The sequence below is a fragment of the Thermomonas sp. genome, assembly GCF_025993755.1.
Taxonomy (GTDB): Bacteria; Pseudomonadota; Gammaproteobacteria; order Xanthomonadales; family Xanthomonadaceae; genus Thermomonas.
This window is the reverse complement of sequence record NZ_JAMQHN010000134.1, coordinates 1-12179: the sequence shown is the minus strand read 5'-3', so window position 1 is coordinate 12179 and position 12179 is coordinate 1. Positions and strand designations below refer to the sequence as shown.

Below are 12179 nucleotides of genomic sequence, written 5' to 3'. Positions count from 1 at the left end.
CCAGACCCTCGACGAAGATCTGCTGACCGACGTGATTCAAAGCGACGGCGCACTTGCGGCCGACGAACTGAATATCAACGTCGCCATTGCCCTGCGCGACGGTGGCCACTGGGGGCAGGGCTATCCGGAACCACTGTTCGACGACGTCTTCGAGGTTCTCGGTTGGCGCGTGCTCAAGGACGTACATCTGAAACTGGACCTCGGGTTGGGCGGCCAGCGATTTTCCGCCATCCAGTTCAACGGCTGGGATGGCGTCGAACCCGGTCGCCGACTTCGCCTGGCTTACCAGATAACGCCGGACGGCTGGCGCGGTGGCGACGCAGTCCAACTGTGTCTGCCGCACAGAAGGGTGCAAATTCTAACTAACTGAAAACCCTAGGAAGGTAGATCCCATCAAGGTCAAGTATGTGCGCCTCCCGGCGCATAAATCCATGCCGCATGCGCCTCGGCCCCAGAAATCTCTGCCTCAGGAACGGCACCCGGCAGGAAACTATGCAGCACCCTCGCTGATCAGGGGATTGTTCCTACCCGGGCGCCGGCCCCTGGCCGCTTAGAAGGTTCCGCGCTGGCGCGTCCAGCCAATTCGAGCGGACGGCAGCTCGCCCTCCGGGAGGTCCAACAATACCCAAGGCAGGCGCCGAACCGGCCGGTTATGTTGAGCGTCATACAGCGCCGGGACATGGCGCCCGAGGGCTACCCGCAATCCGTCGGCGTAGCCCCGCGTCAAGATCCGGCGTACCAGCGCATCCACCAAGCGAAGCCCGTGGGTGTTGTCCCAGATACGCTGCCTGAGACCGGGCTGGACGAAGGTGCGACGCCCCGCGGAGTTCGCCACGATCGCCGCGAGCAGGCCTGCGCACCTCAGCACGGATCGATCCAGGACCTCTGTGGACAAGTACATCTCGCGGCTGCCCGGGAAGGCGGGCAGTTGGCCGAAAGCCCGCCGCATGTCGCTGGCTGGCCCTACCAACGTGGGCAGGTGCTCGCGAGGCACCATTGCGAGCAGCTGTGCGCCGATGCGCTGAAAAGCGACAAACCACTCTAACGGCAGGGCGACCAAGCTCGGCTGAGCGCTTTCCAGTCCACTTTTAGGCCCCACCCGACCCGAGGTGAACCGCACGCTGTGATCCAGCCCAACCCGCTCCGACAGCAAGGTCCCGGTCTTCGGAGCGCCATTGCCGAACCAGTGCAAGGCGGTCCAAGCTCGGTCGTCGAACACTTCGGGGGCGATCAGCCAGGTGCGGCCACGACTCGATGCCGCGCGTTGCAGATGGTCTTCGATCGCAGTGTGTTTGTGTCCCCGCACCGTTGCCTCGCCCACGACGCTGGCCACGAAGTCGACCAAATCGTGTCCGCAACGACACCGGCCCACTGGCAGGTCGCGCTGAACGTCCACCGCCAAGGGGCTCTCGCACTTGGGACAGGCATCGATCAACGCCACGCCGTGCCACGGGCAGCAAACCACGCCGGGCATCTGGAATAGCAGGCAATGGTAGCAAGAGCGAGCACAGACAGGGCACACCCGCAGCCGCCACGACATCTGCTCGAAGGGCATCGGGCCCCCGAATGGCCACCACTCTTCCGGCCGCCAATAGCTCTTCTCGATGAACTCCGATTCTGGAAAGCTGAAACGCAACGCGGCCTGCTGGGGGATGCCGCGCGTCAGCCGGGCGAAGGCATCATCGCCGGCGCGCAGGCTTAAGTGAAGGAAGCTGCGTAGGTCGCGTCGGTGCAGATGATTGAGTCGGGTGGCGCGCCAGAACACGCCGAAGCTGGAAGTGCCTTCGTAGTTTTCCCAATGTTCCCCTAGTAAGCGCGGGTCAAGCATCGGCAGGACCGTCGCGGTGTTCATCGGCACCCCTGCGGCTGGTAGGTGTGGCGCGACTTCTCCAATTCAACCAGGCCGGCGGCCCTCAGCGCAGCGATGAGCTGCTCGTCATCGAAGGACTCGAAACTCGGTGTGCAGGGTATGGTTGCCGTCAGGAGGTACACGACCGTGGCTTCGAAGCTCTTCATGGGCCAAGTCCACTCGGTCGGCAGTCTCGCTTCGGCGCGCAGATGGCTGGCGCAATCCCACAAACGCTGCGCGTAATTGGCCAGACGAAAGCCATTGGCGAACGCGTCCGGAGCGAAGTGCTGCGTGTAGCTGATACCGGTGCCCGGCGGCCACTCGGTCCCTTCGTCGTAGCGTGTGAGCGCGTAGGCAACCTCATCCACACCGACCAGACCGGTGAACTCGTGCTTGCGCACTAGGAAGCGGCCGGTTACGTGCGGCGGGTGATCGTTGCTGGGCAGCACTTCATTGCTGAACCCGGTAATGTCTCGTTGGTGGAAGAGCACTACGAAGAAGTAATAGCCAGCCCGCGTCATGCGGTTGTCGAGCGTGACCAGGTGCTCGTAGTCGGCCGGCAGCAGGCGCTGCGCTTCGTCCAGAAACAGGATGATCAAGTGAGTTCCTGAGTTCTGAGCCACCTCGATGAGGCGCCCCATCAGCTGCGTGCAAAGTTCGTCCGGGTTGGCTCGCAAGGGAACGCGCACGCCCAACAGTGTCAGCAGGCTCCGGAAGAAGCTGCTGTCGGTGCGCTTGTGCGTGTCGGGAGCATCAACGCGCAACATCGCTGCCGGGCGCTGTGCAAGCCAGAAGGGATGATCGATGAGGTAGGTGATCGATTCGGTCTTGCCGAAGCGAGCAAAGCCAAACACACCCAAGCCACGATAACCCATGTCGATGGCTGCGTTGATCGCATCGGCGACGCGTTCGATCGGGTGGGTGGCGATCAGTGGACGAAAAAGCTGTAGTAACGGGTGCAACAGGAGATCGATAATCGCATTCATGGGCATCAGTCCTTGCGCAGAGCGAAAGACGTTCTGCCCGCGCGCGGGTGCACGACGGGCGGCGGGACGGCAGGTCCAGCAGGGTTGCCGTTGGTGTTGGCCGGGACGCCGTGCTGGATCTGCAGGCGGGCGAATTGGTCGGCGACCGTACGGGCCTTGAGCGCCTCTTCATGGGCGAAGGCGTGGTACGCCTTGACCGCGTCGCCGGCACCGGCGATGTCGATCAGGCCGCGGTGGCGCGCGGTATTGATCAACTGGCGCAGATGCAAGTCATGGGGACTTTGCTGCCATGGTGGCAATGCCGCCTGCCTTGACCAAGGCGTGTGGTCCGTCGGGTCGAGCAAGACCAAGTGCCGCAGGTCCTCGATGCTCACCTCGGCTGGGAAGGAGTCACCAATCCGACCCCACTGTCCATTTAGCCGCTGGCTGCGATAGATCGCATCCTTGTATTGGACGAAGGGTTGGCGACGGGCAGCTTCATCGCCACGGATGCGGACGTGGAGACGAATCGTCGCCACACGAAGGGCATCGCGCGCGGCTTCCGTCGCCTGCCAGGTCCAGCCAGAAGCCAGGTGCGTGTGCAGAACCGTCTTTGGCAAGCGATTGTGCAGGCCACTGTGCGGGGTTACGTTGTGACCGGACGCGATCACGTCCATCAAGTCCAACATGCCTTCCCAATGCAGCGGATGATCTTCCGAACGCAGGTACGAAGTGGCGACCTTCTTTTCGTTGGCTCGCGATTGCGGGTGGAAGCCGCCAGCGATTCCTCGCAGCGCGCCTTGCTCCAAGCGGCGGAAGAAGGCTTCAATGATCGGCCGGCCCTCAGGAACGTGTGCGCGACCGAAGTTGAACACCCCCCGGAAGTGATCCACCAGATTGTCGACGGGCAACTTCGCCAGGTGCGACATCGCGTTGTCACCTGCTGACACGATCGGACGGCCACAGCAGTCGTGCTCGTCGAAAGGCAAGCCCAGCACTGCCCCTTCGGCGTAGTGCATGTTCGGGACGATGAGCTCTCTTGGCGACCATGGTTTGAGCGCGTTACTAAACAGCCGCAAGACATGGAACTGGTTGTATTCGCCTAGTACCAGCAGGTGAGAGAGCAGGTAGCGACTGGCGGCACACACCAGTGCGAGCAAAGTGACCTTGGTGATGCGTCGCTGCACAAGCTGGCCATCGGGATGCGGAATGTCGAGCACCCAGTCGACGTCCTGCTTGTGCGCATCGAACTCGCACCGGTCCAAGGGTGCGAGGGTGAACAGCTGATTGAAACGCTTGGTCGTCGGCGGCGTCGCGTCAACTTCAGCGCCGCCGGCCTCGCGACGCTGCTTGCGCACGCGCTTGTGATAGTTGTGCAGCGCGCGGCGTCCTTCGTCGGGTTCACACAGTGGATACGTGCCCTTGTCCAACAGCGTGCGGGCCTTCGCCTTGAAGCTGCCGAAGTGCCGATCGAAGGCGCGCGTCTTCGCCTTGCCGGATGGCAACGGCCCGTTGTAGGCCAACACGAGATCCTTCAAGTCCGAATAGGCGTCGAGCAGGCGCGAGAACGAGTAGGCCACGCCCTTGGTCGGCGGCGCCACCGGAACCGCCTCGTCGGACAGCGGCTTGGACAAACGATGCCGGAACGGAATACAAGCTCGAAAGCCCAACGGTTTCTTGTCGGTATGCAGCTGCGGCGCTTTTTCCGCATCGTTCGCGACGGTGCGCGGATCGACGCCATAGCGGGCCGCGGCCGCCCGGAATGACATGCCGCCGGCCACCGCCTGCAAAGCATTGCAACGTGACAAGTAGGACGCCTGATATTCCTCTTTGATACCGTCCACCGGAGGCCGCGGCCACGTGCGTAAGTCAACACCGACGATCGCGGTAAGATCATGCTTGGCCATGGGCGCTTCTCCGTTCGAGCACGCTAAAGCGCGTCAGATGCGCCGAATCGACCAGTGCCAGTTGGCCGGTGCACACAAGGTCAACGGTGATCGCGCGCACATCCGCGGCATGGAAGCCCCGCAGCGCGCTCTCAATCTGGTCGAAGCTCGCCCGCGTGAGCGTGTCGAATTGCGCCATCACCTGAGTGCGCAAGGCCTCGCGGTTGGGCAAGGTCAGGGCGGTTTGCGCGTACGGCAGGAGGCGATACCAGGTCCCCAGCGAGGCGGCGTCCTTCTGGAGGTCTTCCTCGTAGCAGAACTCCAACGACAGCTGCGCGAGCTGCGCCGCTTCCATCAGCGCGCGCGCACGCCGGTACTCACGCCGGGGAGAGCGCGGGCTCAAGGTGTCGTCGATCGCCACGACCAACCAGAAGCGCTCGCGGCCCCGCGGCTCGCGGGTCCAGAAGTCCAGTTCCACCGGATCGCCCTGCACATCCAGGGTGCGCGGTCGTTCGACGTAGGCCAAGGTGAGCGGATTGAACTCGAAGCGTAGTGCTACGGCCATGCGCACGCACTCGATGAGCTCCACGCGACGACCCAGCTTCGGGGAGTTGAACACATACAAGTCGCCGCGGCGGCGTTCCGACTTGGTCAGCACGCGCGGCTCAAAGGGCAGCGGGTTACTCGGCATGAGCCACCCCCTGTGGCACCGACACGGGACATACCGTGTACGCGGCGACTTTGTGATTGCATTCCAGTGAGCGCGCGACCGCGATAGGGGTGATGCCATCTACCTCAACGTGACGTGCTTCTTTGAGCGAAAGGAAGCCATGATCGTCGCAGCCTTCGAACTCGCCTCGTTCGAATTGGCGGGCCTCGAAGGGCCGTGGTCCAAGCCTGTGCAGCGATATGGTGATGTCGGTGGGTAGCGGAAACACTGAGGGCGCGAGAGTCGCCCTTGAAGGATAGGAAACGAGGGGCATGATGGCTCCTGCAGAGTCTCCAAACACACCTGCTGGTGTGCAACGCCGTGGGGCAAGGCAAGACAAGGAGCGTGTTCAGGGGAAAGATTTCCCTTGAAAAGGACGCACCTGCCCAGCCATCCACTTGGGCGGCTTGACTTCATGGGAGAAATGCGGGAGCCTACGCGAAGGCTTGTAGAGCTCCGCCACCTCTCGCTCCGACGAGAGGCAAATGCCCCCGCGCCAACGGGGGCATTTCATTTCCGTAGTTCGGAGTGCAGATCTCAGCTGGTCATGCAATGACTCTCCTTGAAGAAGGCGCGGTTATCCCTCGCCGCTGGGCTGCTGGGAGGTCATCCAGGCTGCGATGTCTACCGTATTCGCGAATAGGCCGCGTCGATGCGGCAGCGCGAACATTTTGATCGGCAGTTGGCCACGAGAACGTGCTTTGGCTAGCGCCGCGGTGCTCCGGTAACCCAGCACCTGAGCGGTTTGAGCTGCAGACAACACCGCACCAAAAGCGCGGAGGTAATCTGTTTTCAACGCATCTTGCTGCGCCACGATACCGCTCCCAAGTCATGCCTTGTCTTCGACTCTACCCCTCACGTCAACGTCTTGCAAGTTATTGATTTAAAAGCGTTTATTGGGTTGGTTCAAACCAATTAAAAAGTTCGAATGTGTTTTTCGGCTCAGGTTAAAGTGGGCCTAGCTGGCATCCAAATAATTGACCTTAGGTCAATTATTTTGCCGCGCGAGCACGGGGCCTGCCCATCAGTAAGCATCTGTGGCAGGGGGCACTGACCGTGCCATGAGCGATTAGCCCAAGTTATCGGGTGTAATCAGTGTGGGGTCGTCACGGCGTTATGATGTTGCCGCGCTCGGACGCGCAGTAGGCGATCAGGTAAAGTCGTACACCTATGCGTCGGGACCGGTGGAGCTACCGCTACTTCCCTCGGTTTGTATTACAAAATGTATTACAAAGATGTCCAGCTGGGAGCTGTGGCGACACGTGAGGGGCGTACGTTAGGCACCGTCAGAGGCTGCAGGCCAGCTGCTATGCGAGGGGTGTCACCGGCGCGTTGGGGCTTGCCTCCCAGAGCCGAAGAGGTACCGCTGATTCCCTCGGCTTTGTATTACAAATTGTATTACAAGGTTACGGTTTTCAGGCCTTGATGATCGGCTATCCTCCGGCTTCGATGATTATCGAAGCCGGGAGCGACAACGTCTATGCCGATCTCGATTCGGGCATAGGTTCGCTGGCACCGTTGGACAGACGTCGGAACGCAACGCAATGACTGACTACATCATTCTTTCCCTGCTGCTGGCGGTTGCGTTGGGGGGCGGGCTGTACTTGAAACGCGAGGCCATCCACGAGCGCGACCGCTTACGCGCTTCACGCGCGGCCGACGAAGCTACCCGGTTTCAGGCGGTGGCCGAATCGGCGGCGGCCGGCCAGGTGGTGGCTACACGCGCCGTCGCTGTCTTCGAGGATGCGAACGCGGCTTGGCGATGGTTGGCTGCTTCCAGTCCGGTGTTAGGCGCCCGTCCGCTGGACTTGCTGGGCACCACGGCCGGCGTCGCGGCAGTTCTGGACGAACTGCATAGGATCGAGGTAGGAGACCTCGCACGAGCGCCCTCGTAGTTTTCGTCTTGCTTGTTTCGGCGGTATCGAACTACTTACGCCATGTGTCAATGGCAGCCCTCGCATGGCAGGCTCACGCCTCAAGGTGTCCGCCAAGTGATCAGGTCAAGCCGATTAGCTCGAGGACGTGAGGCGGTATGTTTACCGCGGATAGGTAGGGTGCACTCTTGGCTCACCCAGAGCGGAACGGCAGGGCCTAAGCTTCGATGGTGATGGGCCCGACTACCTCGTCGACGATCGCATGGGGCACGAACCGCGCCGAGTCACGCGTAATCGGGCTGGAGTCTTCGCGAATGCCGATGCCACTAGCCGCGTCTCCTATCACCCAACTGCCGATCAAGGGATAGTGTCCCGAAAAAACCGGCAGCAAATGCAACTGCTGCCGAATGGCCGTACCGCTGTATGGCCCGGCTTCGTGCAGGAACCGCCCATTGGCCAAGTGCATCTCCACGTTCGCTCCCTCGCGTGAGAACAGCGGTTTGCGCACCCATCCCGGCCTGAGCGGGGCGCCATCGTCGAAGTAGGCCTCAAGCAGGTTGGGGTGGCCGCGATGGCGTTCCCACAACAACGGCAGCACGCCCTTGTTGCTCAACACGAGCTTCCACGCAGGCTCCAGCAGCTGGAGGTTTGACCGTAGCAGCTCAAGACCAAACGGATCCGAAAACAGGTCTTCCAACGGATAGAGCTTGAACAGCGAACCGATGGCGATATCGTCCAGGTCCGTAAATCGTCCGTCCGAAGCAACGCCAATGTCTTCGAGTGCTATCGCGCCGGCGGACAGCCCGGCTTGAGTGGCGCAGTCACGCAGGTAAGCCGCCGTGCCCTGATCCTCTGCGCTGAGACCCACCGCGGCAAAGTAAAGCGGTGGATTCAGTCGCATTGCGAGTTCGGCGAAACGTTCCACAAGAGCTTCGTGCAGGCTGTTGAACTGATCCGTCTGGGCAGGCAGGGCACCTCGCTTGCGCTGGTTCTCCAGCCACTCCCACTGGAAGAGCGCGGCCTCGTAGAGCGAGGTAGGGGTGTCATAGTTGAGTTCGTACAGCTTCGCGGGCCCATGACCGTCGTAGGCGAGGTCCATTCGTCCGTACAGGTGCGGATCCCGGCGGCGCCAGCTCTGCGCAACGTAGTCACGGAACGCCTCCGGTATGGCCAAGTGCTCCATCAGGGCGTCGCTGGCCATTACTTCGTCCACCAGCGCGAGCGCCATCTGGTGCAACTCGATCGTGGGTGATTCGAGGTGCTGTTCGATCTGCTCTAAGGTAAACGCGTAATACGCGCTTTCGTCCCAATAGGGCGCCCCGTCGATGGTGTGGAACTGGAAGCCGCAGGCCTCCGCGCGTCGTCGCCAGTCCGGCCGCGGGGCGATGGGAACGCGGCGCATCAGCCGCCGAAGGTGCCGGAGCGACGAGCAGCGGTGGTGCCGAATCCACTACGGCGCACCGTCATGGCACGGTCGGGCTGGGCATCGACCCGGGTAAGAGCAGCCGCCCCGGCACCACCCGTCGATGGACCTGGCTTCAGCCAGTCGTTGTGCGCGGTGCGAAACGCGGGTTCGCCTTTGATCGTTCCCGGCGGCGGTGCGGAGCCAGCGGTCTGTGCCAAGCCTGAGCTGCGTCCGTTGAGCATCTGCGAGAGAAAGAAGCCGGTCATGAGCGGGCCGATGAACGACTGGCCGCCCGCCGTCTGCTGCGTGCCGCACTGTCCGTGCCCGAACTGGTTTTCGCATTCGAGCACGGACGAGAACTGAGGGGCCGCTCTTGCGGCCTGCTGTTGGGCCTGGGTGAAGGCCTGGTTGCACATGTAGGGGTTCTGGGTCTTGTCGATGCACGCCTCGACCGAGGTGAATAAGCCTTCCGCGGTCTGAAGCTGCGGCTCCTGCGAGCAGGCAGTCAGAAGCAGGGGCGCGGCACCCATTAGCACAAGCGCCGTATGGCGGGAGCGTTTCATGGGGGGAACTGGGCGGCGTGTCATGGGATCAAGGATAAGCGATGCGCGAAGGGTACGCGCGAACACGCAGAGGGGTACACCGTGCTTCCGAGCTAGCGCTGACGATCGATGCACAACACTCATGGGCGGGGTGGCACGACTGGCTTCCTCTAGCCGACGCACCCTTGAAGAAACCGTCGCGTGCGACCAAAACTAGGTGATCCCCGTCAAATTCGAACCCCGGTCAGGGCCCAATGCGTGGGGCTAAATCCTGGCCGCGGCGTTTACCTACTGCTCGTGAGCGGACGCCTACCTCACCGCCAACAAGTCTCCCCACTTCGTGGTGTAACTGGGCGACAAGGCCTGCAACGTAGGACGCCACTGAGCATCCTTTGACCCCATACGCCGCTCGCCAGCCATCGCGCCACCTACGCGCCAGCCCACGGTGCCAACACCTAAGGTGCCGCGGCCGAACTTGGCGTTGATCTTATCCAGCACTGCCATCCCTCTCTCGGCCTTTTCGTTGGGCCTGAAGAACAAGTCCGCTTGCCGGTCCTCGGCCCCGACGAGATCGGTCAGGCCGACACCGCCGCGTTTGTATGCTTGAACGCCACGGCTTTTGCCTGTCTGGCGCATGATGGACATGGCAAGGAACCGCACGGCACGCAACACCTCGGCCGTGTCCTGCGTGGGAATGGGGAACGGCGCTGCACGGCTTGCATGGAAGCTATCGCCTTTGAACGGGTTGCCGTCCAGCCACACCCATAGCGCGCCGGCGGCCAGGCCGCGTTTGCGCAGCTTCTCGCAGGCAACCGTGGCAAAGGTCGCCAAGGCCTCCATCGGGTCCACCACGTCTCGTCCGAAAGTACGGCTCACCACCAACTGCTTGCGATCCGGCTCTTCGAGTTCCAGATCACCACAGGGCACGCCACGAAGTTCCATGTGGGTACGCGCCAGTACCACGCCGTAGCGGGCACGCACATGGTCAGCAGGGAGCGCGGCGAGCTCGGCGGCGGTCGTCACCCCTTCGGCATTCAGGCGGGCGGCGTAGCGTCGCCCAACACCCCATACGTCCTCGACTGCCAAGGCGTCCAGTTTGTGTGGAGTGGCATGGAACACTGACAGCGCACCGGCATTGACCGCGCGCTTGGATTGATCCTTCGCCAGCTTGTTGCCGGCTTTCGCCAAGGTTCTGGTCGCACCGAGACCAGCACAGCAAGGGATACCAATCCACTTCAGGATCCGTTCGCGGGCTTCCAGCGCGGCACCCACTGGATCTTTCATGCCCGCCACATCCACGAAATTCTCGTCGATCGAGTACACCTCGACCCGCGGAAACAGGTCATGCAGGATCGACACGATCCTCGCGGACAGGTCCCCATACAGCGCGAAGTTGGCAGAGCGCACTTGGACCTGGGTACGGATGTCTTTTGGCACCTGGAAGATGGGCACGCCGATTTTCAAGCCCAGCGCCTTGGCCTCCGGGGACAGGGCGATGCAACAGCCATCCCCGTTGCCCAGCACGACCGTGGGCTTGCCACGCAATCGGGGATCGAACACCCGCTCGCAGGACACATAGAACGTGTTCCCGTCGATCAGGCCAAAACGTGGAGGTTCAACCTCTGAAGGGCGCCGCACCATGGCCGGGCTCAGAGGTGAAAGTGGATATTGCTCCGCACCACGCCCCAGATATCGAGTTCGATGTCCTCGGGGACGATGATGGGCGGGTAGCCAGCGCTTGAAGCCAGCACGATCCTGTTGCCGCGCACGTAGAGCTTCTTGCACACGAAGCCCCCTTCCCACAGAGCCACCACCGTGTGCCCTGGGCGCGGGGAAACGGATCGGTCGACAACGAGCAGGTCGCCGTCCTGGATCCCGTAGTCGACCATCGAGCCGCCACAGTCTGCCTTCATGAGGAAGGTGGCCGGAGGGTTGGCGATCAGGCGCTCGTTGAGGTCCAGCCGGTCGTCCTCCTGGAAGAAGTCTTCGGCCGGACTGGGGAACCCACAGGCGGCACGCGCAAGCAGCAGTGGCAGGACAGGGGCGCCGAGCGATGGCACCGGACCCAGCAACGTGGGAGGGGTGGGAAGGGGGCGAGAAGAGACGGGGATCAACATGGAGGCGAGCTTCAGGGGTCGGTGACTCACCCGATGAGATCGCAGCCCCTCAGCAGGAATGCTGGGGGCGCGCACCGGGGAGACAGGATAGCCGCGCAGGTAGTAAAAATACTAACAGGAGTTCCTGAACAGGGGTGTCGACCAGCCGGGGCCCAGACCGGCGATTGCGCCGCACCGAGCGAGGAGGCCCGAAACAGGCCGAATTCCGACTTTGGGCGCTCGACCGCATGTGCCTGCCACCCCATCACGTGCGTGTTATAGGCTTTTCCAGGATCGCGTCGGGATGCGACATCGCGCACTGGTTCGCGCCCAGCGCCCATCGACTTGAGGAGGATCGCATGTGCTACAGCGCAGAAGCTTGGACCCTCTACGACGGCTACGTGAAACGGTTCGGTGCCGACATCGACATCAAAGCGTTCTGGGAGTTATACCTGGGCCGGGAAGAGCGGTATCGAGTCAGGAACAAGCTGTCGGACGGCACCAAGATCCCCAAAGGGATGGATCTGAACTTTCTGCGTCCCCAGACCGACTTGGAGCGCTCGATCCAGGATCTGGTCGCCACTTGGAACGGTCGTAAGTTGGGAGAAAGTGAGACCGAGCTGGAAAAGCAGCAGGCACGGTTGGCTGCGGCCGAGGCCAAGCTGGCCACCAAGCCGACGAAGACCGCGGCCAACGAACAACGGATCGCTACCAACAAGATCAAGCAGATGGAGCGCTGGATTGCCGACGCCAAGCGGACGAGCCACAAGCCGACGCAAGACGATCGTATCTTCCCTCTGTGGTATGCCCCGGTCCTCCTGGTGGAGGACGGCAAGCCCATCGTTCGGCCGAT

The 12179-nt window shown here is 62.3% G+C and carries 10 protein-coding genes and 2 pseudogenes; 3 read left to right on the top strand and 9 right to left on the bottom strand.

Annotated features, from left to right (window positions below):
- Nucleotides 1–370, top strand: a pseudogene (locus Q0X16_RS09695) (single-stranded-DNA-specific exonuclease RecJ); the annotation flags it as partial.
- Between the two features lie 180 nt (nucleotides 371–550).
- On the opposite strand, the gene Q0X16_RS09690 reads toward Q0X16_RS09695, so the two are convergent.
- From Q0X16_RS09690 to Q0X16_RS09670, 5 genes are all read right to left on the bottom strand, one after another.
- Complete coding sequence (locus tag Q0X16_RS09690; RefSeq protein ID WP_297833537.1) at nucleotides 551–1852, bottom strand: hypothetical protein; 1302 nt, start codon at nucleotides 1850–1852, stop codon at nucleotides 551–553.
- A complete protein-coding gene (locus Q0X16_RS09685) occupies nucleotides 1849–2835 on the bottom strand; it encodes an ATP-binding protein (protein ID WP_297833535.1) in 987 nt (328 codons plus the stop codon). Before Q0X16_RS09685 ends, Q0X16_RS09690 begins: the two co-directional genes overlap by 4 nt.
- Before the next feature lie 5 nt (nucleotides 2836–2840).
- Nucleotides 2841–4721, bottom strand: a complete 1881-nt coding sequence (locus Q0X16_RS09680; protein WP_297833533.1) for a hypothetical protein — start codon at nucleotides 4719–4721, stop codon at nucleotides 2841–2843.
- Nucleotides 4708–5391, bottom strand: coding sequence for a hypothetical protein (locus Q0X16_RS09675; RefSeq protein WP_297833531.1), 684 nt, complete (start codon nucleotides 5389–5391; stop codon nucleotides 4708–4710). Before Q0X16_RS09675 ends, Q0X16_RS09680 begins: the two co-directional genes overlap by 14 nt.
- Before the next feature lie 595 nt (nucleotides 5392–5986).
- Nucleotides 5987–6223: a hypothetical protein gene (locus tag Q0X16_RS09670; RefSeq protein WP_297833529.1), complete on the bottom strand. Its 237-nt coding sequence runs from the start codon at nucleotides 6221–6223 to the stop codon at nucleotides 5987–5989.
- A gap of 730 nt (nucleotides 6224–6953) precedes the next feature.
- Between Q0X16_RS09670 and Q0X16_RS09665 the strand changes: the two genes are divergently transcribed.
- Nucleotides 6954–7304 (top strand): MbcA/ParS/Xre antitoxin family protein, encoded by a 351-nt coding sequence (locus Q0X16_RS09665; RefSeq protein WP_297833527.1) that lies wholly within the window; start codon nucleotides 6954–6956, stop codon nucleotides 7302–7304.
- A gap of 196 nt (nucleotides 7305–7500) precedes the next feature.
- On the opposite strand, the gene Q0X16_RS09660 is transcribed toward Q0X16_RS09665, so the two are convergent.
- The 4 genes from Q0X16_RS09660 to umuD form a co-directional block, all read right to left on the bottom strand.
- Complete coding sequence (locus Q0X16_RS09660; protein ID WP_297833525.1) at nucleotides 7501–8685, bottom strand: glutathionylspermidine synthase family protein; 1185 nt, start codon at nucleotides 8683–8685, stop codon at nucleotides 7501–7503.
- Complete coding sequence (locus tag Q0X16_RS09655) at nucleotides 8685–9251, bottom strand: DUF1190 domain-containing protein (protein WP_297833523.1); 567 nt, start codon at nucleotides 9249–9251, stop codon at nucleotides 8685–8687. Before Q0X16_RS09655 ends, Q0X16_RS09660 begins: the two co-directional genes overlap by 1 nt.
- A gap of 288 nt (nucleotides 9252–9539) precedes the next feature.
- Nucleotides 9540–10871 (bottom strand): Y-family DNA polymerase, encoded by a 1332-nt coding sequence (locus Q0X16_RS09650; RefSeq protein ID WP_297833521.1) that lies wholly within the window; start codon nucleotides 10869–10871, stop codon nucleotides 9540–9542.
- Nucleotides 10872–10879: 8 nt separating this feature from the next.
- Entirely contained in the window at nucleotides 10880–11347 is a 468-nt protein-coding gene (gene umuD / locus Q0X16_RS09645; protein ID WP_114959241.1) for a translesion error-prone DNA polymerase V autoproteolytic subunit, read from the bottom strand.
- A gap of 164 nt (nucleotides 11348–11511) precedes the next feature.
- Here umuD and Q0X16_RS09640 point away from each other — a divergent pair.
- A pseudogene (locus tag Q0X16_RS09640) lies at nucleotides 11512–12179 on the top strand (hypothetical protein); the annotation flags it as partial.